Source organism: Paenibacillus sp. FSL H7-0942 (assembly GCF_045040715.1).
Taxonomy (GTDB): Bacteria; Bacillota; Bacilli; order Paenibacillales; family Paenibacillaceae; genus Paenibacillus; species Paenibacillus amylolyticus.
The window spans coordinates 1,355,448-1,381,297 of record NZ_CP150279.1 but is presented as its reverse complement, the minus strand read 5'-3'; the positions used below and the strand labels follow the sequence as shown (position 1 = coordinate 1,381,297).

At 46.6% G+C, this 25,850-nt stretch carries 23 protein-coding genes and 1 pseudogene; 14 read left to right on the top strand and 10 right to left on the bottom strand.

Translation table 11 applies throughout. The features are described from left to right. Positions 1 to 16 precede the first annotated feature (16 nt). Positions 17 to 277, top strand: coding sequence for an NHLP leader peptide family RiPP precursor (locus tag MHI48_RS06100; RefSeq protein WP_339197607.1), 261 nt, complete (start codon positions 17 to 19; stop codon positions 275 to 277). 77 nt (positions 278 to 354) lie between these two features. Here the strand turns inward: MHI48_RS06100 and MHI48_RS06095 are convergent, their stop codons facing one another. Both MHI48_RS06095 and MHI48_RS06090 read right to left on the bottom strand, forming a co-directional pair. Next, the gene (locus tag MHI48_RS06095; RefSeq protein ID WP_339197604.1) at positions 355 to 2,253 is read right to left on the bottom strand and encodes a HAMP domain-containing sensor histidine kinase; all 1,899 of its coding nucleotides are present in this window, start codon (positions 2,251 to 2,253) and stop codon (positions 355 to 357) included. Between the two features lie 153 nt (positions 2,254 to 2,406). After that, on the bottom strand, positions 2,407 to 2,688 hold the full coding sequence (locus MHI48_RS06090; protein ID WP_036611533.1) for a hypothetical protein: 282 nt from the start codon (positions 2,686 to 2,688) through the stop codon (positions 2,407 to 2,409). Between the two features lie 144 nt (positions 2,689 to 2,832). Between MHI48_RS06090 and MHI48_RS06085 the strand changes: the two genes are divergently transcribed. The 3 genes from MHI48_RS06085 to MHI48_RS06075 all read left to right on the top strand — a co-directional run bounded on the left by MHI48_RS06085 (position 2,833) and on the right by MHI48_RS06075 (position 3,718). After that, complete coding sequence (locus MHI48_RS06085) at positions 2,833 to 2,994, top strand: hypothetical protein (protein ID WP_017690239.1); 162 nt, start codon at positions 2,833 to 2,835, stop codon at positions 2,992 to 2,994. Between the two features lie 121 nt (positions 2,995 to 3,115). Next, entirely contained in the window at positions 3,116 to 3,487 is a 372-nt protein-coding gene (locus tag MHI48_RS06080) for a hypothetical protein (RefSeq protein WP_036611534.1), read from the top strand. Between the two features lie 39 nt (positions 3,488 to 3,526). After that, positions 3,527 to 3,718, top strand: coding sequence for a hypothetical protein (locus MHI48_RS06075; protein WP_036611535.1), 192 nt, complete (start codon positions 3,527 to 3,529; stop codon positions 3,716 to 3,718). A 213-nt stretch (positions 3,719 to 3,931) separates the two neighbouring features. Here MHI48_RS06075 and MHI48_RS06070 read toward each other — a convergent pair. Further along, positions 3,932 to 5,035 (bottom strand): annotated as a pseudogene (locus MHI48_RS06070) (MFS transporter); the annotation flags it as partial. Between the two features lie 256 nt (positions 5,036 to 5,291). Between MHI48_RS06070 and MHI48_RS06065 the strand changes: the two are divergent. The 3 genes from MHI48_RS06065 to MHI48_RS06055 all read left to right on the top strand — a co-directional run bounded on the left by MHI48_RS06065 (position 5,292) and on the right by MHI48_RS06055 (position 7,702). Then, positions 5,292 to 5,942 carry a peptidylprolyl isomerase gene (locus tag MHI48_RS06065; protein ID WP_339197601.1) on the top strand — a complete coding sequence of 217 codons (651 nt, stop codon included), beginning with the start codon at positions 5,292 to 5,294 and terminating at the stop codon, positions 5,940 to 5,942. Between the two features lie 493 nt (positions 5,943 to 6,435). After that, positions 6,436 to 6,699 carry a YqkE family protein gene (locus MHI48_RS06060; protein ID WP_036612099.1) on the top strand — a complete coding sequence of 88 codons (264 nt, stop codon included), beginning with the start codon at positions 6,436 to 6,438 and terminating at the stop codon, positions 6,697 to 6,699. 208 nt (positions 6,700 to 6,907) lie between these two features. Then, on the top strand, positions 6,908 to 7,702 hold the full coding sequence (locus MHI48_RS06055) for an SDR family NAD(P)-dependent oxidoreductase (RefSeq protein ID WP_036612094.1): 795 nt from the start codon (positions 6,908 to 6,910) through the stop codon (positions 7,700 to 7,702). A 135-nt stretch (positions 7,703 to 7,837) separates the two neighbouring features. On the opposite strand, the gene MHI48_RS06050 is transcribed toward MHI48_RS06055, so the two are convergent. After that, positions 7,838 to 8,599 (bottom strand): TIGR02206 family membrane protein, encoded by a 762-nt coding sequence (locus MHI48_RS06050; protein WP_076251317.1) that lies wholly within the window; start codon positions 8,597 to 8,599, stop codon positions 7,838 to 7,840. Positions 8,600 to 8,853: 254 nt separating this feature from the next. Here MHI48_RS06050 and MHI48_RS06045 point away from each other — a divergent pair, with 254 nt between their 5' ends. Continuing rightward, positions 8,854 to 9,828: a ring-cleaving dioxygenase gene (locus MHI48_RS06045; protein ID WP_076251315.1), complete on the top strand. Its 975-nt coding sequence runs from the start codon at positions 8,854 to 8,856 to the stop codon at positions 9,826 to 9,828. A 150-nt stretch (positions 9,829 to 9,978) separates the two neighbouring features. Here MHI48_RS06045 and MHI48_RS06040 read toward each other — a convergent pair whose 3' ends face one another. From MHI48_RS06040 to MHI48_RS06030, 3 genes are all read right to left on the bottom strand, one after another. Further along, positions 9,979 to 10,686, bottom strand: a complete 708-nt coding sequence (locus MHI48_RS06040; RefSeq protein WP_339189336.1) for a stalk domain-containing protein — start codon at positions 10,684 to 10,686, stop codon at positions 9,979 to 9,981. A 267-nt stretch (positions 10,687 to 10,953) separates the two neighbouring features. Continuing rightward, positions 10,954 to 11,799 (bottom strand): hypothetical protein, encoded by an 846-nt coding sequence (locus MHI48_RS06035; protein WP_405143404.1) that lies wholly within the window; start codon positions 11,797 to 11,799, stop codon positions 10,954 to 10,956. A 198-nt stretch (positions 11,800 to 11,997) separates the two neighbouring features. Continuing rightward, complete coding sequence (locus MHI48_RS06030) at positions 11,998 to 13,275, bottom strand: methyl-accepting chemotaxis protein (RefSeq protein WP_405143402.1); 1,278 nt, start codon at positions 13,273 to 13,275, stop codon at positions 11,998 to 12,000. 294 nt (positions 13,276 to 13,569) lie between these two features. On the opposite strand from MHI48_RS06030, the gene MHI48_RS06025 reads away from it, so the two are divergent. Then, positions 13,570 to 15,003 carry an aspartate ammonia-lyase gene (locus tag MHI48_RS06025; protein WP_405143400.1) on the top strand — a complete coding sequence of 478 codons (1,434 nt, stop codon included), beginning with the start codon at positions 13,570 to 13,572 and terminating at the stop codon, positions 15,001 to 15,003. Between the two features lie 120 nt (positions 15,004 to 15,123). Here the strand turns inward: MHI48_RS06025 and rpoN are convergent, their stop codons facing one another. Then, positions 15,124 to 16,428 (bottom strand): RNA polymerase factor sigma-54, encoded by a 1,305-nt coding sequence (gene rpoN, locus MHI48_RS06020; RefSeq protein ID WP_405143398.1) that lies wholly within the window; start codon positions 16,426 to 16,428, stop codon positions 15,124 to 15,126. A gap of 128 nt (positions 16,429 to 16,556) precedes the next feature. Continuing rightward, positions 16,557 to 18,104 carry an L-glutamate gamma-semialdehyde dehydrogenase gene (gene pruA / locus MHI48_RS06015; RefSeq protein ID WP_405143396.1) on the bottom strand — a complete coding sequence of 516 codons (1,548 nt, stop codon included), beginning with the start codon at positions 18,102 to 18,104 and terminating at the stop codon, positions 16,557 to 16,559. A gap of 408 nt (positions 18,105 to 18,512) precedes the next feature. Between pruA and MHI48_RS06010 the strand changes: the two genes are divergently transcribed. From MHI48_RS06010 to MHI48_RS05995, 4 genes are all read left to right on the top strand, one after another. Beyond that, complete coding sequence (locus MHI48_RS06010) at positions 18,513 to 19,436, top strand: proline dehydrogenase family protein (protein WP_076251307.1); 924 nt, start codon at positions 18,513 to 18,515, stop codon at positions 19,434 to 19,436. Between the two features lie 171 nt (positions 19,437 to 19,607). Continuing rightward, on the top strand, positions 19,608 to 20,165 hold the full coding sequence (locus tag MHI48_RS06005; protein WP_047841886.1) for a MarR family winged helix-turn-helix transcriptional regulator: 558 nt from the start codon (positions 19,608 to 19,610) through the stop codon (positions 20,163 to 20,165). 127 nt (positions 20,166 to 20,292) lie between these two features. Continuing rightward, positions 20,293 to 20,772: a hypothetical protein gene (locus tag MHI48_RS06000; protein WP_339197583.1), complete on the top strand. Its 480-nt coding sequence runs from the start codon at positions 20,293 to 20,295 to the stop codon at positions 20,770 to 20,772. 29 nt (positions 20,773 to 20,801) lie between these two features. Further along, positions 20,802 to 21,677: an SDR family oxidoreductase gene (locus tag MHI48_RS05995; protein WP_339197579.1), complete on the top strand. Its 876-nt coding sequence runs from the start codon at positions 20,802 to 20,804 to the stop codon at positions 21,675 to 21,677. A 368-nt stretch (positions 21,678 to 22,045) separates the two neighbouring features. On the opposite strand, the gene MHI48_RS05990 is transcribed toward MHI48_RS05995, so the two are convergent. Then, a complete protein-coding gene (locus tag MHI48_RS05990; protein ID WP_405143393.1) occupies positions 22,046 to 23,698 on the bottom strand; it encodes a beta strand repeat-containing protein in 1,653 nt (550 codons plus the stop codon). Positions 23,699 to 24,093: 395 nt separating this feature from the next. On the opposite strand from MHI48_RS05990, the gene MHI48_RS05985 reads away from it, so the two are divergent. Next, a complete protein-coding gene (locus tag MHI48_RS05985) occupies positions 24,094 to 25,803 on the top strand; it encodes a sigma-54 interaction domain-containing protein (RefSeq protein ID WP_405143391.1) in 1,710 nt (569 codons plus the stop codon). The last annotated feature ends 47 nt before the right edge of the window (positions 25,804 to 25,850 follow it).

Genomic DNA, 25,850 nt, shown 5'->3' with positions numbered 1-25,850 from the left:
CAGTTTAATTTTAAATATGAAGGGAATGTTGACGATGATGGTATCAGAGAAAACGTTGCATGAGGATATTATTGAAAAGGCTTGGACTGACGAGCACTTCAGACAACAATTGCACTCCAATCCGAAGCAGGCGCTTCGTGAAGCGTTCGGCATCGTAATTCCGGAGAACATTCAGGTACGCACTGTTGAGGAGCAGCAGAATGACTATGTGCTTGTCATACCTCCCAACCCTTCCAAAGTAAATTATGATGTGAATTGTGGGCCTTGGAGAAGTTAATTCGGGTGAGCTAATCTTGTAGTGTAAGAAATTAGGGGTAGGAACAAAAAAAGCCGCTGTATCCTTCTGTGAGTTCGTCAATCGACGAACTCGACAAAAGATACAACCGCTTCTGTTCCTACCCCTTTGGTGCTTGTAAAGCTGATCTGTCCTTGCATCGCTTCAACAATTCGGAATGTCACCATCATGCCGAGGCCCGTGCCTTTGATTTTATTGGAGAAATAAGGCTCGCCCAACCGGGAGAGTGCTTCCTCGTCCATTCCTTCTCCGTTATCCCTGACATGCACCTTAATCATTCCATCCTGCTTGTACGCCCAGATATCAATCTGGCCTTGTCCATGCAGAGCTTCAATACTGTTCTTGATAATATTGATAAAAGCCTGCTTGAACTTCGAGGAATTGCCTCGAATATATAGATCTGGCGGAATGTCGGTGGTGATTTTACCACCTTCCAGATTAGCCATCGGTACAAGAATGCCTTCAATATGATTGAACTCATCCGAGATATTGAGCGAGATAATATGGTCAAACTCAGGTTTGGCAAAGGTAAGAAAATCCGTTATGATGCCCGAAGCCCGATCAAGTTCTTCCAGTGCAATTCGCACGTACCCCTTGTTTTTGTTGTCTTCCTGTTCCGTCATAAGTTGCAAGAACCCTCTTGTCACCTGAAGTGGATTACGTACTTCATGGGCAACGGAAGCGGCCAATTCACTAATAATCTCCATCTTTTCTGATCGCTGCAACTCATTGTTGAACAGCTCCAGTTCCTTGGAATACTCTAGAACTTTAGTATGTTTTTCGGCAAAACGACTTCCGAGAATGGCAATCAACGAGATCACAAATGCAACCATGGACCATTTCCACCATAACAGATGATACGTCCCACTCCGCTGATAATACCACAACAGTTCAGCCACACTGATCAAGGCAAATGTACCGAATCCCGTTGCAAGCAGCATAGCTTCCCGATTTCGTTGCAGCGCTTTGGCGATGGTACCAACCAACAGGATTGTCAGCAGAATGACCAGCACAATGCCAACCACACGCTGTACGAGCAGATTGTAGAGGATCTCCCATTGCCCACCTGAAGTCACATAGATAAATAGAGAGAACACAGCGATAACTGAATATATGAATAGTATTTTTCGCAGTTTGGTGAAGATTCCATGCAGTCCTGGCCCGATTATCTGTTCAAAAAAATAACATAGCGCTGGCATACCCAGCAGCATCGCCAGATCAAAGACTACGGAATACAGGTCACCATATACCTGATAGAACGTATACAAAAATTGCGAGTACGTGATGATCATCGTGCCGATGGAACCCATCACAATGCATAGCGAGATCCATAATCCCTTATGGAATTTGCCAAGGAAGAACGTACAACTCAGCATCGTAATCGCTGTGAACACAAAGGTCGCGCCCAAAATTACATCAATAAGTCCGTTATGAATATATTTCTCCTGTAACGCGGCATAAGGTCCAACCTGAACAGTACCTTGTATCCCCAGACGGCCTTTTTCATTTTGCGACCATACATAGAGCGTGTCACCTGAATTTTCGCTGGATAAGGGCAGCAACACAGCATTATTATCATAATTGTAATGATAATTCTCGTAGACCTTGCGGTCTTCCAGATAAACAACAATATGATTGCCTTTAACGTTCTCAAATCGAATGGCTGAACTTTCCTCACTCAACTCAGGAATGGTCAGGCGAGTCCATAGAGAATTCGATCGATCCGTATTGCTATACTCTAATTTATCGCTGCCCTGCTTTTCCCATATCTCGTCTGCTCCCTTAACCTCACTGATGAACCCTTGATCGTCAACGTTCCCCCATTTTACTTCCCATCCTGTAATGGATACAGGTTGCTGAACCGCTCCTGTAGTTGCAAAGACTATCCCATGTGGCATGCCTAGAATAATCAATACACTCATCCATAAGATGACGATAGCTTTGGGCACATTTTTCATTCACAGCACCTCAAAGTTCTAATTTTCCCTATCTTAGATTCTCTCATTTATCATTCGCCACCGTTTGTCACGTCACCTTCTTGAGATAAAATGAAATTTCACATTTAAGTCGATTTATAGTCTTATTTCCATTTTATTGTTAAAGTTATTCAATTAATCACGCAGGTCTTCGAACTGGTTCACTATCATTTCCCGTTCTTTCTGTTCAACTTGACTGCGAAATTCAAGCCACTGCTCTGTCTCCTCATCATCATAGATGGTCCATATGTCGGAAAAAAGGAAATCCCGTAACTGGACAACTTGCCCGGACCATATACCGCCTACCCAAAACAAACCATCCGGACGACGGATGACGGTACGGGAGAACCCGGGTGTGGACGCCTTTTGCCCGATACGGATGCGTGTGATCATATTACCCAGTGTATACCAGTCCACATGAATCCCTCCCTTACATATTCAAGCTTCATCATAACATAGGCAAAACAGGAAAAGCTGTAAAAACGGTGGCTGCGATTCAATCCTTTGCTCCGGGTGTAATGGTTTCTCAAAGCAAACAAACACGCTAAGGAGATGATTACAATGAATGAGCCCCATCGTACGGTTGAGGTAGAACATAAGGATGTTCAGCATAAATCGGATTCAAGTATGGTCGCTTCCACATTTATTAAATATGCCGCATATATCATTATCTTTTTCGGATTTTTATACTTCTTGGTTAAATATGTATTCCCCAAATTCTAAGGCATTCATATCGTAGTGAACACCCGGAGATAATAACCTGTGCAAGATTACAACACTAGCGCTTTGGGTAACTACGGGTAAGAAGCATTTGGACAACCGACAATGAAAGGAAGTGTTACTCATGTCTGACAAACCAATTAGTAACGAAGAGAGCGACCGCTATTATGACCGTTATCAGAGGTCCCGCGATATTCCGCCAGAGACGGAAGTCCCGGAAGGCGATATGGATACCTTTGATGAAGTTTCCGGCAGACGGATTGTAACGGAAGATTCGGATCTGGCACCCGTAGCCGCAACCGCTGTGGATGAGCCGGAATTGGATTCACGTTTGGCAGAGACACCGCTGGAATCTGTACCGGATGCAGATCTTCTGCAACCAAACAGTCCGGTTGATCCTGCTGCACCCGATCCGGATGCGCTGCATGGTACCGACTTGCTTAATGGTGCTGGTGCAGATGCCAAACCAGAGAACGACATTCCACCGCGACATTAACAGCTGTTATGACATCCTGAATGAGGAGGTGCATACACGATGAAGGAAGATCGCCAAAAGCATGTGCATGAACCGGATAATCTCGTGACCGAACGGGATATTGACCCGGACTTCGGACTGTTCACTGAGGACTCCTTTCCCGAAGCACTTGAGGATGAGGATCAACGTGATGCGGTCGAGCATGCCATTCCCAAAGAGAAGGCTTCTCGTAAGCCCTCTTCGGATGACTAACTTATATAGATCCGTAGTAGACTTAAAAAAGATGACGTCTGTAATTTCACAGCGTCATCTTTTTTGTTACCTGTAAGTTCACTTACTCTTGGTGATTTAGCATCATCGCTTAGCGGAAACCTTACTTGCCACTGGCAGTTTGTGATCCAATCCTGACCACTTCGCTACAATCGCAGTGATGATCAATGCCACTCCATTAATAATAAATATTCAGCGTATCGGCAGCCAGCCCCCAAGTACACCACCAATAATCGGTCCCGCCATCGTCCCGATCTGGGCAGCGGATTGATTCAGACTAAAAGCCCTGCCCCGGAAACTCGATGCGGTAGCCTGCACAATCATGGCGTTAATTGCCGGAAATACAGCGGCAAAGAATAAACCATACACAAATCGTAAAATGCCGAATGCGATATAACCTGTTGTAAAGAACTGCAGAAGATTCCCTACAGCCCCACCAACCAGTCCAATGATCAACACTTTACCGTATCCAATCCTTGAACCAATCTTGCCCCAACGCGGTGCCATAATAACTGTTGCTACCCCCACCGCTGAGAAAATAATACCCGAGCTGAGTGAGGCACGATCCGGCTGAACGCCCATCTCCATCACATAGACCGTCAATAATGGCTCCAGAATCATGACGGAGAACGTACATATGCCCATCATGCCAAGCACCGTCATAAACAAACGATTCGCTCTTGCTTCACGAATGTCATCCATGACGTGGGAACGCGCTTTGTTCCGGTTGAAGTTCTCTTCTTTTACCCAGAAGGTTGCGATGATCGCGGAGACTAACACAACAATAGCCGAAAACAAAAATGCATTCCGGTTGCCATAATAATGACTCACCACGCCACCAATTAACGGTCCAATAATACCACCAGTGGCTCCTGCAGTGGACATAATACCAAGTGCATAACCAGTCTTCTCTTCAGGTGTATTTGTGCCTACCAGGGCAATCGCTGCTGGAACAAACCCTGCAAGCAGACCCTGGAACAATCGAACAACAATCAGCGAATACGGGTCCTGCACGAAATAATTGATTAAATACAAGACGGCAAGGCTGTATCCCGACCGGATCAGCATGGGCTTGCGTCCGTATTTGTCAGCCAGTGATCCCCAGAACGGAGACACGAGTGCACTCGCAAGAAACGTAATGCCAAATGCCAGTCCTGACCATAACTCCAGGTGATCACGAACCCCCAAGTCAGCACTTAGAAACAGAGGCAGAAATGGAATCGAGATCGAATAGGCGGTGCTGCAAAAAAATACACCAATCCACAATATGACCAGATTGCGCTTCCACGAGAAGTTCATATACCCGCACGCCCTTTCCGTTACTGACGCCGGGACTGCCGTGTATTGGAGCGGACGGAACAGACCCGTACGTCCCCGATGCGGAAGCATTTTCCTTATTTTACACCCATCATTCCATGAAGGCCATCCCTTGTTCACCACAAACACATGTATTACATTGCCATCCTGTCCACAAAAACGGTATGATAGTTGGGTAAATATCCAAATATGATTTGGAGAAAATATATAATGCAGAGATGCAAGGAGGAACGTTTTTATGTCTTTACGGTGGAAAAAAACAACCGCAGTATCGCTCGTTCTTGCGATGCTGCTTATCGTCATTAGTGGTTGCGGACGCCCTTCGAGTGGCGCTACAGAAACACCAGCTCCAGTTGAACCAACGGGTCCCAATCCGGTAGCTACTATTGAAATGGCAGATGGACAGAAGATCGTCATTGAGCTATATCCGGAAATTGCGCCCAATACGGTGAACAACTTTATTTCACTAGCGAATCAGGGTTTCTATGATGGCACAATCTTTCACCGTGTTATTCCAGGTTTCATGATTCAGGGCGGAGATCCAGACGGTAATGGTCGAGGTGGCCCAGGGTATGCCATTAAGGGTGAATTTACATCCAACGGTCACAAAAATCACCTGAATCATACCCGCGGAGTCATTTCCATGGCACGCGGAGATAATTTGGATTCGGCTGGTTCTCAGTTCTTCATCATGTTAGCTGACGCGGATCATCTTGATAATGCCTATGCTTCCTTTGGTAAAGTAACCGAAGGTTTAGAAGTCGTTGATGGTATTGCAGCTCAGAAAATAAGCAAAATCAAGGACAAACCCGATACCGATCAGGTCATGAAAAAAGTTACGGTAGACACCCATGGTCTGGAGTATCCAGAGCCGGTAAAAGTGCCTTAATCAGCAGCTTAGCCAAACAGATGAAACCTCATTTTTATATCTCGTTAATGAGTTAATGAACTGCAAAACAAACAAAAGCTCTGTCCTGTGCGTATCTCGCAAGGCAGAGCTTTATTTATTGATTTTAATGATAACGGTTACATATATGACTTTATAAAAAATGACCTCTTCCGGCATCATCCTCAATACATCCATCCCATCAAACGTAACCAGCCGATAATCGCAATCCATAACGGGCAGCTAAAGGCAACGCCCCATGCAAGCCCTTTCAGTAAACCACGGTTTACTTCCACGAACAACGACTCCTTTCTCCAGGGAATAGTCGCAGTATCGGTAATAGTATATGATTTTATACCCGTTTTCATTCGTCACGCAACCCTCGTTTTCCTGCTTTTGTTCCGCAGATTCATGGAATGCTTTACGGGAACCTGATATACTATGACTACTGTACGATAAATGGAACCTGATTCATGTTTGGAAAGGAGATTTTCCTATGGCAAAATCCAAAAAACGCACTCCTGCTCCCAAAGCAGCAGTAGCACAGGATAAACCCACAACACTGAAGGATCTGCTTAGCAGTGATGTGCTGGAGAAGCTGAAAGCTCAGGCGGATGAAGCCAAGGCTGCCGAGGCGGCTCTTAAAGAGCAGGAACGTCAGCAGGCAGAAGAAGCTCGCCAAGCGGAGCAGAAGCGCCGGGATAACGATTTCGAGTATTTGCTCAATAACAGTGCAATGGACTGGAAGAAACATAAGTAAACCAGGGCATGACCTGAGGGTGTTTCCTACCATTCACATGCCAAAATAATATTACAGCAGACAGATCATGAAGATGATCTGCTCACAGAACAGGGCCGCATTGCGGTCCTGTTCTTTTTGATATATACACATATGATTCACGCATCTTGAGCCGGGTATGTTAGAAGTAGAGCGTACAACGATAATCTAACTCATGGAGGGATCAGAGATGACAGAACAACGTTTGGAAGGCAAAGTGGCGATTGTAACCGGAGGTGGATCGGGTATTGGTCAGGCTACTGCTATTCGATTCGCCGAACATGGGGCCAAAGTGTACATGCTGGATCGCACACCCGAAAATGCGGAGGAAACCAAGCAGACGATTGAAAAGGCTGGCGGAGAAGCGTATGTGATCGAATGTGATATCTCCAAACCGGATAATGTGCAGAAGGCAATCAATCAGGCTGCGGCTGAAGCGGGTAAACTGGATATCATATTTGCGAATGCCGGCATTAACGGAACGATGGCCCCGATTGAAACGATGGAAATTGAGGACTGGGACCAGACGATGGAGATCAATATGCGCGGAACCTTCGCAACCGTCAAATATGCTATTCCTCATCTGAAAGAACATGGCGGCAGCATCATTATCACTAGTTCCATCAACGGTAACCGGGTCTTCTCAGGGATTGGTTTCTCTGCATACGCTTCCAGCAAAGCGGGACAAACTGCATTTACCAAGATGGCTGCACTGGAGCTGGCTCGTTATAAGATCCGTGTAAATGCCGTTTGCCCGGGAGCCATCGATACCAACATTGATGATAACACCTACCCGTCGGATGATCTGAAAGAAGTACAGATTCCTGTTGAATTCCCTGAGGGTCACGAACATCCGCTCAAGGGCGAACCTGGAACGTCGAAGCAAGTGGCGAACCTCGTTCTGTTCCTCGCTTCCGATGAAGCCTCTCATGTTACAGGTACACGAATCTACGTGGATGGTGCGGAATCTCTGCTCCGTGGATAAACATATAAAAGCTGGCCCCATTCAGGGACAACGCCCAAACATCCCGCAAGCGACCTGATCCAGTCAGGTTACTGCGGGATATTTTATTTATAAAGAGTTTATAATACGGCGCAGACGCAACTACAAGGATTATCCCTATACCGCGGAGCTTTTACCTTTTTTCACACGATGCTTCAACCGATCTGGAATGGCAAAGAGCAAAATGTACATTAGCGAGAACAAAACTAGCGCAAGTATCTCTTCCCCAAGGATGTACATGGGATACGGACCTAGCATATCCAGCACCGAGGGTGTACTCGGCTTGTGTCTCAAAAACATATAATTCGCGTCAAGCATGACATCTACAATGTATACAATTAGTGCTGCCACATTCACAAATATCATCGAACCTGCTACAGATCTCCAGCTAGGTCGCAGCTGTTCTACCCAGGTCATGTAGAGTAAAGCCAGAATAATGCAGGCATGAGCAACGAAAAATTGAATAAATCGAAAATGTGCATAACCATAACCCAGATTAGGAGTCAGGATCGCCATAAGGGCTCCGGCAATGCCTGCAAACAGCAGTGCAGTATGCAACAGTCGACTGCGTGTCAGTAGTAACAACGCCGATAATAGCAGAGACAGACTGCATAGTTCGAGTGGCAGTGACGTCTGCAGGCTCCATATCCCTCCATACACATACCAGAGCTGCAGCACGATTTCGGAGGCAAACATGATACAAGCCAGAACAATCCGCAGTATGCGGCGTGCCCTCTCTGACCATGATCGAAGATGGTGTCGAAGCAAAAACATCAGTACAATCAATGCTGTAATTACGCTAATTGAAACGATATGTGAAGTGGAGAACAGGATAAACGGCTCTGCATCATAAGGGTCCAGCCATGGTGGATACGCCATGCATCTCTTCTCTCCTTTACAAGAATCTCACCAACATTATCTCTCTTTAATGTTAACTTTTTCATTTTGCCATTGAATGAAAGTACTGTCCAGTTGGAATTCTAAATAAGCATTGTAATTTAAATATCTTTATGTTAAGATAAATTCAGAACCAAAACAAACGAAAAGTTAGTAACTGAAATAAAATATACCGTACTTAACAAACGTTCAACTGAACATTTACACTATCCCATTTCATCTAGGAGGAATTATTTATGCAAATCAAAGGACTTCACCACGTATCCGCTCTAACAGCACATGCCGATCAGAACTATCGTTTCTACACCAACATCATGGGTCTGCGCCTCATTAAAAAAACAGTCAACCAGGACGACGTGTCCGTCTACCATCTCTTCTATGGCGATGAAAAAGGTAATCCGGGTACCGAACTTACCTTCTTCGAGATTCCGATGGCCGGACAGACTCGTGAAGGGGTGAACAGCATATCCGGAACGTCACTGCGCGTTCCAAGTGATGCGGCACTTACGTACTGGCAGCAACGTTTTGACGAATTCGAAGTCCCACATGGAGAGATTGTTGAACGGGGTGGTCGTGCCACGCTTTCGTTCACAGACTTTGAAGGACAACGTCTGATTCTGGTCTCGGATGAAAATAATACAGGTGTCGCTGGTGGTAAACCATGGGATCAGAGCCCTGTGCCTGCCGAGTATGGCATTGTAGGCCTAGGCCCTATCCATCTTACGGTAAAAGATGCTTCCCTTACCGCGCCGGTTCTTACCGAACTGCTCGGTTTCAGAGCTAAAGGAAGTTACCCTGCCTTTACTCCAGGTCAACCTGATGTACTCGTTTTTGAATCCGGTGAAGGTGGCAGCGGCTCCGAGGTGCATGTTGAGGAACGGAATGACCTTGCCCAAGAGCGTCCTGGACGTGGCAGCGTACATCATGTTGCGTTCCGTGTGGATAACGAAGAAGAACTGAAACAGTGGGTGGAACGGGTTCGTAACTTCCAATTCCCTAACTCCGGTTTTGTAGATCGCTTCTACTTCCGCTCCCTGTACTTCCGTGAAGCAAACGGCATTCTGTTCGAACTTGCAACCGATGGTCCGGGATTTGATACAGACGAAGAATTGGAGCATCTGGGTGAATCGCTTGCTTTGCCTCCATTCCTTGAAGGTCGCCGCGCCGAGATTGAAGCCAATCTTAAACCGCTGGATACCGTCATTCGTTAATATTCGTAACAAAAAGAAAATAAAAAACGATGTTCACCAGGCAACTCTGAATACCGGATACGGTTCAGGAATCGCCTAGTGAATCATCGTTTTTTTATGTTTATGCTTGTCTTGCCCCTTCTGTAAGGTCGCAAACTTGCAGATTGTGTTTTACTTCGTCAGATACGATGTTGTGAGCGGTACAAACAGAGCCGAACCCGGATCTTCAGATACAATCTCTACATAGACAGCGTCTGTACCTTTAACATCCACATCTAGACTCATCATACCGCTTTCTGGAGTGATATTGAACTTTTTGAGTGTCGCGAGATCCTGATCATAGATATGAATCTCCTGATTTCCTTTCAGCGCGGCAAGTTCCAAGTGCAGAGAAGAATACTTTTTACCCGTATTAATCTGGATATCATCCCCCTGTTTCGTAGGATCATTATGCAGATAAACATCCTTGTAATCCTTGCCTTTATATGTGGTATCCTTAGGATCTTTGGTGTGCCAAGCGGTAGATCCCAGTACGGATGTTCCAAGTGCACTCAGCGTTACTTTTCCGTTGGTTACGGGCGCAGATCCATTCGTTCCGCCAATCAGGACGGATGAAGTTGCACTGTCATAAGTGATCTCTGTCCCAAGCAAAGATCCCACAGCACGCACAGGCAAATAAGTCGTTCCGTTGTAAGTGATAGGCAACACTGTTTTACCATTGGCATCTTTGGCTGTCACCGTGGCACCATTCATTTTTAGCGTAATCTTGCTGTTCAGATAGGCTTTAATCTGTTCCAGTCCTGTTGCTGCGAGTGCACCTGTGCCGATCCCAAGCGTTAATGTGCCTACCATCAAACCCAGTACAACCTTTTTCTTCATCAAAATCCCTCCTGAATGTTAAAATGATTTGTCCTTTATACATTTAAACGACTAAAGTGATAATGTCAATTGTTTCCTACGTTTTTAGTACACAGTGCCTATTTTCGGGCAGCACAAAACGAGGCTGTATGTCCCCATTTTTTTCAGCCTCGCCCTGTTTCCTACTCTCCGTATACGAAGAAAGGAAATATTCTTGTCAGATGTTCACTTAACTCCACACTTGAGAACTTTCAATTCCCGATGCACTACGATATCAACAGGATGATATCAATCAAAAGATTCATAATATTCTTCTTCATACACTTCCATGCTGTACTTCAAATCTACGGCCTTCCACTCGCCATCTTGATACTCATAAGTGAATGTCAGATCACCCGCATATAAAGCCGCACCGTAAGATCCTGCTGCTGATACGACAAGCTGGCCATCCTCTACACTGTAATAGGTTACTCCACCGAATCCCAACTCTTCGTTATATACGCCGCCACTCGTATCTTCCTCGATCCGTAAAGGTTCTGCTTGAATGCCATCAACGGCGACATCAACATCCACACGGTCTGATCTAACCGTAACTTTCGACTTCACATGTTGTTTCGCAATCTCATCCAGAGATTGCATCTTCATCTCTTCCAGCGTTACCGGATTAATGATACGTGCTTGTCCCAAATAAATACCTGTTCCATGACCTTCCGTATACAGAACAATAATTTCTTTCTGGCCGTCTCCATTCAGATCAAGCTCATGCACTTCGGGTTTGTAAGACCCGCCTTCCCCCTGCCAATCACTAAATTCTTGCACTTTGCCGTCCACTTCCAAAATCATTCCGTTATATATATATCCTGAACCCTCAACTTTCATAGGGTATAATCTGACGTTCTCATTCTCTGGAGCTACCGAAACGTATTCCTCTTTCACAGGAATGGATTCCTGTGTTGTCTTCGCTGTGTCATGCAGTTTATCTATATTGGAAGCCTCGACCTCTGCGGTCTGGCTGGATTGATCATCTATATTAAGCTGTTTTTGCGATTCATTCATGGTTCTGGCAGCCGAAGTTGTACTAATCGTAGCTACCGCCAAAATAATCATCAGCAGGATACCTGTCCAAGTTTTCAATATACTGGGCTCCTTTATCTGTTGTGATAATCCTATTATATCTTCATTTATCGCCTGCAAGTTGCGAATTTGTTAATCTTTCATAAAATAATCTTTACAAATTTTCGTTTTCACGAAAGAACGTTCGGCTTTAACCAGAATAAGCAAATTATCATGCCAAAACTGTGCTCCAAAAACAAAAAAAATCCCGAACACAGCTTAAGGCTGCATCCGGAATGCTTTGGTTTTGTCCAATAACCGATCGGTTAATTGTCTCAGTTCTTCAGCCGAGGATGAAATCTCCTCCATGATGGCTGTCTCTTCGTGTGCGGCATCCATAATTCGTCTCGCCTCATCCGAGAACGATCCAGCTTTCCCTTGGATCTTCTTCACATGACCGTGCGTTTGCTCCACGCGACCGGTCTGTTCTGCAATCTTGGAGCCGATATCATGTGCACCCTTCATAAATACTTCCACTGTACCTGTCAGTTCATGCAACGTCTGATCCACAGAGACGGTCCGCTCCGATTCATTAACCACGAGACCATGCTGCTCATGAGACAGTTGGGCTGTCTCCCTGATCCGCTCTTGCACACGACTAATCAACTCATTAATACGGTGTACCGATTCCTTACTTTCGTCTGCCAGCTTGCGGATCTGCTGCGCCACGACTGCAAAACCAGAACCTTCTTCGCCAGCTCGTGCAGCCTCAATGGAAGCATTCAAGGCAAGTAACCCAGTTTCCTCAGCAATGTTTTTGACAGACTGGGTAATTACCTCGATATCGGAGGCTTCCTTCTCCAGCAACAACATAATATCGCGGGAACGATTGTGCGACTCGGCCAGCTCGTCCATCCCTTTCATCAACGATGAGAAAGTCTGTTTTGTATGATCCACCGATCGTTCCATCTGACCGGACATCTCTGTCATGTCCATGGACTGGCTATGCATACGCTGGAAATCGCTCAGCATCTCATCCGCAGTGATCAGAGATTGATGGGAAGTGACCTTCTGCTCTTCTACGCCTACCGCAATATGATCCACTGCATCCGACATCATCTCGATCTGTTCGGCTGCCTGGGTAATCGCTTCACTCAGAGACTGTGCGTTCTGTGAAGTCGTTCTTGTACTGTCAGCAATATCATTTACAATGCTTCGAAGGTTAGAAACCATTGCGCGAAAAGCATCATATAATACAGTAAGTTCATCCTGCGTGCGTCGCTGCGGAATTTCAGTTGTCAGATCCCCCGCTGAAACCTGCTGTGCAGCCCGGGACAGGTGAACGATTGGACGAGTCAGCCAACGTGAGGCAAACCATCCCAGAATCCCGTTCCAGCATACTCCCATGATCAAAATGATCGATATGTATACCCAATTCGGAATATCTAATGTAATCCAGTCTTTGACAAAAAATATAAAAAAGCCGCTAGTTCCGTAGGTAATAATCGAAATCAGTACCAGACCTGCGACAGTCTTTGCTCCTAAAGTCCATTTCATGTGCACACCCCGTAGTCCTTTTTTCCTATTTTACCAATCAAGTACCAAATTTCATGTGATATACATCACTGAAAACGTTCTATTCCCCCTCATACTTGCCGTTCATGCATGACTTCTCTACCATATAGCGCATAATGTATAAGACAAGCTTGGATATCCCTAATTTTATTTATTATCGGCACAAGAGGCCAAATGATTTAGATTGGCATCCATTTTGCTTAAATGATATACTGAGTGCGCTTCAGCAACGCTGGAGCCGAACTATTTTTATTGATGCCACTGGAGGCGAACGAGATGTCTACTATGTCCACACGGACGGAGAAAGATTTTATCGGTGAAAAAGAAATCCCGGCTTATGCCTATTACGGAATTCAGACGGTACGGGCCGTGGAAAACTTCCCGATTACCGGCGTTCCGGTACACCGGGAGCTGATCACGGCTCTGGCTGCGGTGAAGAAGGCAGCAGCGATTACCAACATGGAGTTGAAGATGCTGCCGAGCAAGATTGGCGATGTGATCGTCATGGCGGCTGAAGAAATGATGAAAGGCCATCATCTGGATCATTTTATTGTAGACTCCATTCAGGGCGGTGCAGGCACCTCCATGAATATGAATATGAACGAAATTTTGGCCAACCGCGGGCTGGAACTGTTAACCAAAAGCAAGGGAGACTACTTCCATTGCAATCCCAATAATCATGTGAACATGTCCCAATCCACTAATGACGTGGTTCCTACAGCACTGCGCATTGCGGCGTACCAACTGTCGGAGACGTTACTCGCTACCATGAGAAGACTACAGGATGCGTTCCGTAAAAAAGAAGTGGAATTCAACGATGTGGTCAAGGTTGGCCGTACCCATCTTCAGGATGCCGTACCTATTCGCCTTGGACAAGAATTCGGAGCTTATGCCCGTGTCATCGGACGGGATATTGAGCGTCTTGAATTCGCCAATCGCCGCTTGCTTACCATTAACATGGGTGCAACTGCGGTAGGTACAGGACTGAATGCCAAACCCGAATATATCGTCAAGGTTACAGAGCACCTGTCAGCTGTTACCGGACTACCACTACAAACAGCTGAGGATCTCGTGGATGCAACGCAGAACACAGATGCCTATCTGGAACTTTCAGCGGCGCTGAAGGTATGTGCGGTTAACCTTTCCAAAATCTGTAATGACATTCGCTTGATGGCTTCAGGCCCGCGTGCAGGATTCAATGAATTGCGCCTGCCACCGCGTCAGCCAGGTTCGTCCATTATGCCGGGCAAAGTCAACCCCGTTATGGCGGAAGTCATTAACCAGGTATCCTTCCAGGTGATGGGGAACGACCATACGATCTGTATGGCGTGTGAAGCTGGTCAATTCGAGCTGAATGTCATGGGCCCAGTTATTGCGTTCAACTTGCTGCAATCGCTGAAAATCATGAATAACGGCATCGATGTTTTCACGCGTTATGCAGTTGAAGAGATGGAAGCTAACCGTGAGCGCTGCGAATTAATTATGAACCAAAGTTTCAGTATGGTTACGGCGTTGAATCCGCACTTAGGTTATAATGTGGCAGCTTCCATCGTGAAGGAAGCACTCAAGACTGGACTTTCCTTGCAAGAGATTATTCTCGAACGCGGATTGCTGACACCGGAAGAACTGGAAGAGATTCTTCATCCGGAACAGATGACTACACCAGGGATTGCCGGAGAACACTTCCTGCGTAATATGGAACGTTTGTAGATAATCAGGAAAACTAATGCAGCAACCCAAACACAAATAATTAACAAGAACCCTCGCAGACCGTTTATCCGGTTTGCGGGGGTTCTTGTATTCAGAGATGATAAGACGCCAGCTATTCGATTAAGCCCACCGTTTACGCTCAAGGGAAGGCAGAATCTGAAGTTCCTCCCTGTACTTGGCAACCGTTCTGCGGGAGATGACAATCCCCTCCTCGGCGAGCAGTGTGGCCAAATGACTATCCGAGTATGGACGCTGAGCCTGTTCCATGCGAATGATTTCTTTTAATCTACGTTTCACCGCTGATGCTGATGTTTTCTCCCCTGATGTTGTACTGATTCCCGAGGCAAAAAAAGCCCTAAGTTCATATACACCATGCGGGGTCTCAATGTATTTGCCGTTCACCGCACGACTTACCGTTGATTCATGCATGCCAATCTTCTCTGCAATAACAGCCAGATTAAGTGGTTTTAGCGCGGATGGCCCTTTGACCAAAAAGTGCTTCTGCTCTTCCATCACTGCCGTCAGCACACGTACTAAAGTCCTGCGCCGCAAGTGTACACTCCGAATGATAGCCCTCGCCTCTGCCACCCGGGTAGACCAGATTGCGTCCGGAGCCTCTTCCCTGATCCAGCGGAAGCACGCTTCATTCATCAATACACGAGGGTTACCTGCTGCATGCAAACTATAATGGACCTCACCGTTACGCAACCCAACAATGGCATCCGGAATAATGTAATGTGGCCGTTCTGTACATCCGATGGATCGACAGGGCTTGGGGTCCAGACGTGTAATATAGTCATAGGCAGTCTGAGCTTCCCGTGAAGTCATACCTAATCGACTCCCTGTTCTACTTGGGTGAAAAGGAACCAGTGCTTCCAATCCCGCTTCCACCATACGTTCAGCGTACTGAACAGCCAATGGATCGCGTCTGATCTGAAGCAATAGACATTCTTGCAGATTCCGCGCACCTACACCAGCAGGGTCCAGCGATTGGAGAAGCTCCAGTCCCGCTGCAATCTTGCTCATCGGAAGCTCAAGTGTTGCTTGCACCTCTGCCAGTTCAACCGTCAGATAACCATCATCATTAACGCACCCTGCCAAATATACGGCCATATTTTCCAATTCGTCTGGAATTGTCATCACTCGAATTTGCGCAATCAGCAATTGTTCCAGAGTAGGTTCGGCACCTTTGGCCTGAAGCAGCGGATCATAGGAACCATACCTGCGCTGATCCATTCGCCGCGGAATCCGGGCGAGGGGCGCAGCTTGTTCTTCCACCTCAAGTACTGGATTTTCCTCCGCCGCGTCCAGCAAATAACGGGTCAGATCCTGACCAGACATGGTTAGCAATTGAAAGGATTGTTTCATCTCCGGCGTGATGGACAGCCGAATACGTTGTTCCTGTACCAACTGAACACCTAACATCCGTTACCCTCCTTATGCCTTAGGCAATAAGCATCTGTGTTTCTTATACGAACAAAAGGATTTGCAGGGATAATAGCATACTATTCAAGTGAATGTAAGAAGTTTTTAGTCGGATCATGGGTTTCTGTCTAGTATTTCTCCGATACCAGCTTCGCCTGGGTAAACAACAGCAGATAGTCTCTTCCACCTGCCTTGGAATCCGTGCCTGACATGTTAAATCCGCCAAATGGATGTGTGCCAACCAGTGCTCCGGTACATTTCCGGTTGAAATACAGATTACCCGCAAAGTATTCGCGTCTTGCCTGTTCCAGATGTTCACGATTACGTGAGATTACCGCGCCGGTCAGACCATAGTCTGTATTATTGGCGATATCCAATGCATTCTGGAATGATTCTGCTTTGATGAACGCAAGCACAGGTCCAAAAATCTCATCCTGAGCAATCCGGGCTTTGGGATCCACATCGGCAATTATGGTTGGTTCAATGAAATAACCTTCAACGTTCCCTGTACCGCCACCGTGCACAAGACGCCCCTCACCCTTGCCGATTTCAATATATTCCGTGATCTTCGCATAGGCCTTGTCATCGATAACGGGCCCAACCTGACTGCCAACTTCAAGCGGACTACCCATCGTCAGTTTCTGTGTCCGTTCAATCACTTTTTGCAATACTTCATCATATACATCCTTATGAATAATGGCACGGGAACACGCCGAACATTTCTGTCCTGAGAAACCAAATGCCGAAGCGGTAATGGACTCTGCCGCGAGTTCCAGATCACTGTCACTGTCTACTACGATGGAATCCTTGCCGCCCATCTCTGCAATAACCCGTTTGATCCACTTCTGACCTGGAGCTGTTCGTGCTGCACGTTCATTAATTCGCAGTCCCACATCTCGGGAACCGGTGAAGCTGATAAAACGGGTAAGCGCATGATCCACGAGATAATCGCCCACTTCACTGCCTGGTCCTGGTAAAAAGTTCACAACGCCATCCGGCAGACCAACTTCTGCGAGCAGCTCCATAAACTTGGCGGCAATCACCGGAGTTGTGCTGGCAGGCTTCAAGACCACTGTGTTGCCAGATACCAGTGCAGCCGAAGTCATGCCTGCCATAATCGCCAGCGGGAAGTTCCAAGGTGGAATAACAACACCAACACCCAGCGGTATATAACTCAGCTCATTATCTTCCCCTGCAATCCGCACGAGAGGCTGCGGTTCACTCAGTCGCTGCATATCCCGTGCATAGAATTCCATAAAATCAATGGCTTCCGCTGTATCCGCATCGGCTTCAGGCCAAGTCTTGCCGGCTTCATAAACCATCCATGCGGAGAATTCATGCTTGCGACGGCGCATAATGGCAGCTGCTTTGTATAGATAACGAGCCCGTTCATTCGGGTCAGTATGTTTCCATGTGTGGAATGTCTCCGCTGCTGTCTGAATGGCCTTTTCGGCCAATTCCTGATCTGCCTGATGGATCGTTCCGACGACTTGATTCTTGGCTGCGGGGTTCACGGAAGTTAACGTGCGGCTGCTTGTTATTTTTTGCCCACCAATAATAATCGGGTATTCCTGCCCAAGTTCAGCTTCTACCTGACGAAGTGCGTCTTCAAATGCTTCCTGGTTCGCCTGGACTGCAAAGGGTGTGAATGGTTCGTTAACAAAAGGGATATTCATCAATGATTCCTCCTTCAGGATGTGGGATTCGCTGGCTGCTCGCCTGAATTATTTTGCATGTTACTCATCACCAAATATATGTAGCAAAATCCGTGCCAACTCCGGTTGGGATTGAAATATTTTTCTCGTTAAATTTAACTAAAGAAAATTCACACGGGCCACTCCGATGACAGAATAACCTTCCGATCGCTGTTATCCCCAGATTTTTTGATTCCTTTTTATAGAGGGAAAATCCGGGGATAAAGGCGAGCGCTCCGCTTCTTCAGGTTCTTTCTGTCCTCTCCGTTTTGTGTAAATGTTTAGTCCAATTTAAATAGATAATTTTCATGAAAAATAGTAGACCATCGCCAAATCTGGCACGTTTCTTGCTTGAATTAAGTTAGCACAATGCTGAAGGAGGAAACGAAAATGAGTGTGGGAACGGAAATATATCGCAAAACCTTATTAACCGTGGCAGGCAACAAAGCTGTAGAGAACCTGTCCATTAGATATGGTAAGAAGCTGGCAGGCAAATTTATTGCAGGAAACACCTTGGAAGAAGCTCTCGAAGAGATCCACATACTCAATAATAAAGGCATTATGGCTACACTCGATCATCTGGGCGAAGGCATCACCCGCCTGAGCGAAGCGGCATTGTACAGGGATGAGTATGTACGCCTGGTAGAAGGCATTGCACGTGAAGGCGTAGACTCCAACGTCTCGCTCAAACCAACCCAGATGGGCCTCGCACTTGACCCGGAAGAGGGTTATCGAAATATCCGTACCGTTGCCACACAAGCCAAATTGCATGATCTATTTGTCCGAATTGATATGGAGGATAGTCCATTTACTCAAGCAACGCTGGATATTGTCCGAAGACTGCACTCGGAAGGACTGCATAATACAGGCACAGTATTGCAAGCCTACCTGCATCGCACCGAAGAAGATACACGTGATATGATTCGGGAAGGCATCCGGCTTCGACTGGTTAAAGGTGCTTACAAAGAACCCGGATCAGTCGCCTATCAGAATACTTCTGAAGTCATTCATCAATTCAAAACGATGATTCGTAATCACCTCGATCAGGGTGTGTACACTGCGGTTGCCTCGCATGATGATCACATCATTAACTGGACGAAACAATACGCCAAGGATCGGGGAATCTCGCCGGATGCCTTTGAATTCCAGATGTTATATGGTCTGCGGATGAGCGAACAGGAACGTCTCGCCAAAGAAGGCTATCGCATTCGCTGTTACGTACCTTATGGCACCATGTGGTATCCGTACTATACCCGCCGTTTGGCCGAAAAACCGGCTAATCTCTGGATGGTCGTTAAGAATATGTTCCGATAGTCATTCTCCAACTGGATCAATATATATGAAAAAAGACAAAAGAAAACCATGTTGCCTCTTTTTTTCTGGGCACATGGTTTTTTCTGTACGAACACTTTAGCAGAGCATCCAACTTGACGAATGGTCTAAACAAAAGTTGACAACTATATAGTTAGGCACCATACTATATGTATGGACAATCAAAACAAATCAACAACTGATATGTACCTCATCCCTTCGTTAGTACAAACGAAGCGTCAGGTTGATCGCTATCAATTAGACGTGGATGCACAAGCCGTGCTTGTCGCATCCAGACTGATGGTAGCAGGAGCCAAACTTGGGCATGCTGCAGAAATCCATTTCTCCAGATTTGGTTTATCGACAGGACGATATCGTCTGTTGGCAGATCTTGAAGATCACGAAGGAGAAGAACTGCCCTCCCAACTGGCGGAAAATCTGGGTGTAACCCGTGCTACCGTAACTGGTCTAATCGAGATTTTAGAACGCGACGGACTGGTTGCTCGTCGGACGAGTTCCGTTGATGGTCGTCAGAAGTCAGTCATTTTGACCGCCAAAGGTGCGAAGAAACTAACGGATATGGCTGCGGAACATTTTGCCAGACTGGAAGCGATGGTTGGATTACTTACGATCGAGGAAAGGAGTGTGTTTCTCAACCTGCTGGGGCGTGTAACACAAGGTATTGCTGCACTTACAGATGAGTCACACGACTTCTCCGAACCAAAATCCTAGGAGCATAACGAAGAAAGGTGAACCGGGCTAGTTCAACTAGCCCATTTCCATCGCCATATAGTTAGGCTCCTAATTACTTATAGATGAAAGCAAATCAGTGATTTCTAAACAAAAAAGGAGTAGTGATATGGTTAACCTTAATGACCCCATTCCTTCCGAGGAAGCTTATCCAAACCGAGCTGCTAATCCTCCCCCAAAACCTTTTGTGCTGTGGCGTGAATTAATCCCGGCCTACTTGTCTCCTGCCATCATGGCAAGCATCGGGGGAATCGTTACCGCTGATGAAGTCCTTCAGTTACGAGCTTTAACAACGATTGGAGGGGCGTCTCTGCTTATGGCTCTATGGGCCGGACTCTGGCTTCGTAACCGTAAGAACCGCACACGGTGGGTGGCAAAAGCCCCCCGAATCATTGTCGTGGGCTGCTTGGCACTTGCAGGCGCAGGGTTTGGCTTGGTGGCGGCGTGGGGGATTTCTAATGTATTGCAGATCGTAAACCCGAGTTCTTCATGGGCTTGGTTGGATCATATTGGGTTCGATTTTCCATTGTCCGGTGCAATAGCTTGTACGATCATGACATGGCGCTGGCGAGCTTACATTATCAAATAAACAAGTTCATTATAAGGAGAGATTGAAACATGATTACTATTATTGGAGCAACAGGCATGATTGGAAATGTACTTTTGAGACGTTTGATGGAAAGAGGTATTCCCGTTCGGGCAGTAAGTAGAAAGCCGGATAAGCTTCGTCAACAAATGGCGGACTTGGCGTTGTCCGGGATTGAAATCTGTGCTGCCGATGCAAATGATTCCGAATCCATGCGCAGAGCTTTGGCGGGTACCAGTCAACTATTTCTAGCGTTATCCAACAACCCTAAACAAGTGGAACTAGAGACATCCATTATTCAGATGGCTGCGCAAGAGGGAGTCAAGCATGTCGTCAAAATATCCAGCCCAGCATATGACGAACGTTCACCAGTAACTGTAGCAGGCTGGCATGAACAAATCGAGCAAGCTCTAGTGAAATCCGGGATGACATATACGATGCTGCGGCCCTATGCTTTTATGCAAAATCTGCTCCGACTCGCACCAACCATTACAACTCAAGATGTATTCTTCGGCTGCATTGGAGATTCCCCGTGCAACTTCATCGATTGCCGAGACATCGCAGATATTGCCACAGAAGTGCTGACTAGAGACAAACCAGTGAACCGCATCTATACGCTTACCGGTTCCGAAGCATTCACTTATGCACAGATTGCAGATAAAATGTCCACCCTGTTCAATCGTCCGATCGTATTCTTCAACCTCAAACCCGAGGAGCTTCGAACGGATCTGATCGAACATGGACAGATGCCTCCTTGGCTTGCAGACCACGTTGTGGAAATTCAGACGATGTCTTCCGTTGTGCCAGAGAAGCCGGCGGATACGGTCCAACGCTTGCTTGGCAGAGCGCCGCGTTCACTTGATGCATTCCTGAGAGAACATCGAGATGCATTTAAACCAAGGCTGTAAACCAAGTTATACAATAACGAAAAGGGGCTCTCTCGCTCCAAGCGCTAACGACCCCACCGCATATTAAAGCGATAAACAAAAATGCTAAGTTTAACGAACTTCAGCGTTCTAGAGGATGGTTATGAGCTCTACAGGAATCCTAGCCGGTAATAATGTTTTTAATGAGAGAACTTAACTATTAATTAAGCTAAAGTCTAGCCACTCAAAAAGAGCGGCTAGACTTTATATTATGACTCTTTTAATGCGAAAATTATTAAAGTGAGAACTTCCCATGATTTGCGACCGAAGACTGTCAACCACTAATTATGAGATAGGACCACAATTTTAAATGTCTATTTTTCTGGACACACCCATTTATTATTTAAAAGTTAACCACTTAACTGTTGAATAAGAATAGAAGCATTAGCATTGGTCTGTGTTCCACCTGCTAGTGTTTGCAGACCAACAGCTGATGCGCTGGAATGATTCCGTAATGTCAGCACATCACCGGGAGCAGCCGTAATAATGACCATGCCTGGATTCGGTTGAGTCCCAGCTCCTGAACCATAGACACTGCCACCTACAGGGGCTCCGTTTTGATAAAGGGTGAATTGGTTTGCCTGCACACCTGCAACGTTGAAAAACACCGCATAGTCCCCGGCATTACCAATAATAATCGCAGCGGTATTGGGCGCATGAGTAATATTAGTAAGATTTTGGTTGCTGTCGAAGATTACATCCGCTTCAATAGCTACAGTTTGAGCTGAAGTATTAAAAATATAGGCATAAGAGGACAACCCTTGCCCTGCTGTACCGGTTGCTCCAGTGACACCTGTTGTTCCGGTAACCCCAGTGCTTCCTGTTACTCCCGTAATACCCGTGGCTCCTGTTACTCCGGTAGCCCCGGTACTTCCCGTTGCTCCTGTAACACCAGTCGCTCCTGTCACTCCAGTAGCTCCAGTGCTTCCCGTTACTCCCGTAATACCCGTGGCTCCTGTTATTCCGGTGGCCCCTGTAACGCCCGTTGCTCCTGTCACTCCAGTAGCCCCGGTGCTTCCCGTTGCTCCCGTAACACCAGTGGCTCCTGTCACTCCAGTAGCCCCGGTGCTTCCCGTTGCTCCCGTAACACCAGTGGCTCCTGTCACTCCGGTAGCCCCGATACTTCCCGTTGCTCCTGTAACACCAGTCGCTCCTGTCACTCCAGTAGCTCCAGTGCTTCCCGTTACTCCCGTAATACCCGTGGCTCCTGTTATTCCGGTGGCCCCTGTAACGCCCGTTGCTCCTGTCACTCCAGTAGCTCCAGTGCTTCCCGTTACTCCCGTAACACCCGTGGCTCCTGTCACTCCGGTGGCCCCGGTGCTTCCCGTTACTCCCGTAACGCCAGTGGCTCCTGTTATTCCGGTGGCCCCTGTGCCTCCTGTTACTCCCGTAACGCCCGTGGTTCCTGTCACTCCGGTGGCCCCGGTGCTTCCCGTTGCTCCCGTAACGCCCGTCGCTCCTGTTACTCCGGTGACCCCGGTGCTTCCCGTTACTCCCGTAACGCCCGTGGCTCCTGTTACTCCGGTGGTCCCAGTGCCTCCCGTTACTCCCGTAGCTCCTGTCACTCCAGTAGCTCCGGTGCCTCCTGTTACTCCCGTAATACCCGTGGCTCCAGTGGCTCCAGTTACACCCGTTGTGCTCAGCGTTTCTCCCAATAACTCCTGGGATACCAATCGGTGAGCCGCGACTAATTCGCCTGCGGCATTTTTACCCCATACGGATATTTGTGCTTCTGGAGCAGCCGTGTCTGAGGTTGAAAATACAAACTCAAAAGCATCAAAATTCCCATTATAAACTTTGGTTATGACCTGATTAGGTGATACATTGAGCAGTTCTTCTACATATAATGTTCTGACTCCATTAAGGTAATAGCCCCGAAGAAGCACTGTGAACACATCTGTCGCATTCCGGTTATCGATTTTGACCGTAACGGATTGAGTTAGTCGGATCCCCGTTATTCCTGAAATATTATTCTCAATGGGCCCAGTTGATAGAATCGCCATTTCATCACCCTCCTTCGATTGAATTCATTCATTTCAGTCCTTGGTATAGTATTATTCAGACGATACTTAATGGTGTGGACAAATTGAGAGTCAACATATAGAATCACTTAACCTGCCCAGTGAATGTGTTGAGATTAACGAACTGATACTGTCATGTTCATGAATGCTTCACTTTCGCTTCAGTTTGAGAGCGTATTCTAGTTGTACAAAACAAAATTAACCACTATTTCCGATTGTCTTATGTATGATTCATGTCAAAAAATCTATACACACTTCACTTTGAAAGCTATAATATGGATAACTATCTCACTCAAATATTTCCATTTACTCCGATCATAAAAGTTCCTTGTAACAGGTACAGTTCTGAAAGTTATGCCCTAACTGAGGTGATATCGATGAAACATTTACTTCCAGAATTAATGTCTTTATTGCGTACGGATATGGATGTTCTGGATACAGACCTCCCCACACTTACCATTCCGTCATCAACATCGTTGGTAGATGCCTTCTGCTTATTCGACACATCTTCTTATTTATTCATTCAGGATGATGGCCCTCTATTGGGATATATCGCCGTATCCGATGTTTTGCATGCCATGATGCATGCGCATCGCCTAATAGAAGCTTATTTTGAGACCACACTGGAGACAGCGGGTTCAGCTCTGACATTAATTAATGAAGATGCCAAGGTGGCCTACTGGACAACTGGCGCGGAGCATGTTTTTTCGATCAGCAAAAAAGACATCATCGGACAACCCGCAGCGGACTTTTTCCCTCCAGATCGGTTACAGTCTCTCAAAACGTTGTATACCGGCGAAACGGTCTATCGCAAACAGCATCAGCCACGGCCCGACCTCTTCGCCCTGATTAATGCTCGTCCTGTCCAACTGGATGGACATATTGTGGGTGCAGTTGCTGCCGAAGTGGATATAACAACCGAAATCCGATTACATCAGGAACTATTACATATGACCTCCAAAGTCCAGCACCTGGAGAAAGCCGTTGCTCGGCTACGTCCCGAATTAGATCCATTTGCCAGAATCAAAGGCAGCAGCCCGGTCATCAAGCAGTGCATGGAGACCATTCGCAAGATCAGTACCACCTCAGCAACCGTACTTATTCTCGGGGAGAGCGGCACAGGCAAGGAGTTATTCGCCAAAGCCATTCACGATCTCCGTGAATTGCAGACTGCACCGTTCATCGCTATTAACTGTGGGGCAATCCCTGCTTCCTTGTTCGAAAGTGAGTTATTCGGCTACGAAAAAGGTGCCTTCTCCGGAGCAGATCCCAAAGGCAAAAAGGGCAAGATTGAGCTTGCCGAAGGGGGTACTCTTTTTCTGGATGAGATCGGTGAGATGCCATTGGAATTGCAAGTGAAACTGCTTCGGGTGTTGCAGGAGAAGAGTTACTTTCCTGTGGGGGGAACGCGTATGAAACAGGCCAACTGCCGGATTATCGCGGCAACCAACCAGAATCTAATGAGTATGATTGCCCGTAATCAATTCCGAGAAGATCTCTACTATCGGCTGAATGTCATTAACCTAGTCATCCCTCCTCTGCGTATGCGCAAGGAAGATATATATGAATTAACCCAGACGTTCCTTCAAGAATTCTCATTGCTCTATAACCGTCATATTGAGTTGGTTCCACCTGAAGTGTTCAAGTTGCTGTTCCAATATGATTGGCCAGGCAACGTACGTGAATTACGAAATGTGATCGAACGCCTGACCATTCTGACGACAGATGGTGAGGTGAAGCAGGAATATCTGCCCGATACCCTCACTTCCCTCACCATGCAAGAACAGTCCGAAATTCAACTGGCATCCGGAATCCATTCACACGCCAACAACGAAAATCAGCAACGTCAGGATTCGGCGGGAGCAGAACAAGAACCTCGATCCGTTGCAAATGTGGACGAATTAGATACCTCGAATGATTCCGAACTTGTCTCAGGTGTTACCTACCAGCAAAAATTGGACACCTATGAGGCGCAACTTCTAATTCAATATCTGAAAGCAGCAGATGGCAACAAACGAACACTCGCCAAGCAACTTGGCATCTCCAGGGCAACGCTCTATAACCGCATGAAGAGGCTTGGTCTATGACCAGCCTCTTCATGTCTTCATTATCGGTATGATGAACGAATAGAACC

Bases quoted from the DNA above. Each gene is read 5' to 3' on its own strand.
- MHI48_RS05990 (WP_405143393.1), bottom strand. From the start codon at position 23,698: ATGGCGATTCTATCAACTGGGCCCATTGAGAATAATATTTCAGGAATA.
- MHI48_RS06030 (WP_405143402.1), bottom strand. From the start codon at position 13,275: ATGAAATGGACTTTAGGAGCAAAGACTGTCGCAGGTCTGGTACTGATT.
- MHI48_RS06100 (WP_339197607.1), top strand. From the start codon at position 17: ATGAAGGGAATGTTGACGATGATGGTATCAGAGAAAACGTTGCATGAG.
- MHI48_RS06045 (WP_076251315.1), top strand. From the start codon at position 8,854: ATGCAAATCAAAGGACTTCACCACGTATCCGCTCTAACAGCACATGCC.
- MHI48_RS06080 (WP_036611534.1), top strand. From the start codon at position 3,116: ATGTCTGACAAACCAATTAGTAACGAAGAGAGCGACCGCTATTATGAC.
- MHI48_RS06005 (WP_047841886.1), top strand. From the start codon at position 19,608: ATGGACAATCAAAACAAATCAACAACTGATATGTACCTCATCCCTTCG.
- MHI48_RS05995 (WP_339197579.1), top strand. From the start codon at position 20,802: ATGATTACTATTATTGGAGCAACAGGCATGATTGGAAATGTACTTTTG.
- MHI48_RS06055 (WP_036612094.1), top strand. From the start codon at position 6,908: ATGACAGAACAACGTTTGGAAGGCAAAGTGGCGATTGTAACCGGAGGT.
- MHI48_RS06095 (WP_339197604.1), bottom strand. From the start codon at position 2,253: ATGAAAAATGTGCCCAAAGCTATCGTCATCTTATGGATGAGTGTATTG.
- MHI48_RS06025 (WP_405143400.1), top strand. From the start codon at position 13,570: ATGTCTACTATGTCCACACGGACGGAGAAAGATTTTATCGGTGAAAAA.
- MHI48_RS06060 (WP_036612099.1), top strand. From the start codon at position 6,436: ATGGCAAAATCCAAAAAACGCACTCCTGCTCCCAAAGCAGCAGTAGCA.
- rpoN (WP_405143398.1), bottom strand. From the start codon at position 16,428: ATGTTAGGTGTTCAGTTGGTACAGGAACAACGTATTCGGCTGTCCATC.
- MHI48_RS06075 (WP_036611535.1), top strand. From the start codon at position 3,527: ATGAAGGAAGATCGCCAAAAGCATGTGCATGAACCGGATAATCTCGTG.
- MHI48_RS06050 (WP_076251317.1), bottom strand. From the start codon at position 8,599: ATGGCGTATCCACCATGGCTGGACCCTTATGATGCAGAGCCGTTTATC.
- pruA (WP_405143396.1), bottom strand. From the start codon at position 18,104: ATGAATATCCCTTTTGTTAACGAACCATTCACACCCTTTGCAGTCCAG.
- MHI48_RS06085 (WP_017690239.1), top strand. From the start codon at position 2,833: ATGAATGAGCCCCATCGTACGGTTGAGGTAGAACATAAGGATGTTCAG.
- MHI48_RS06040 (WP_339189336.1), bottom strand. From the start codon at position 10,686: ATGAAGAAAAAGGTTGTACTGGGTTTGATGGTAGGCACATTAACGCTT.
- MHI48_RS06065 (WP_339197601.1), top strand. From the start codon at position 5,292: ATGTCTTTACGGTGGAAAAAAACAACCGCAGTATCGCTCGTTCTTGCG.
- MHI48_RS06000 (WP_339197583.1), top strand. From the start codon at position 20,293: ATGGTTAACCTTAATGACCCCATTCCTTCCGAGGAAGCTTATCCAAAC.
- MHI48_RS05985 (WP_405143391.1), top strand. From the start codon at position 24,094: ATGAAACATTTACTTCCAGAATTAATGTCTTTATTGCGTACGGATATG.
- MHI48_RS06010 (WP_076251307.1), top strand. From the start codon at position 18,513: ATGAGTGTGGGAACGGAAATATATCGCAAAACCTTATTAACCGTGGCA.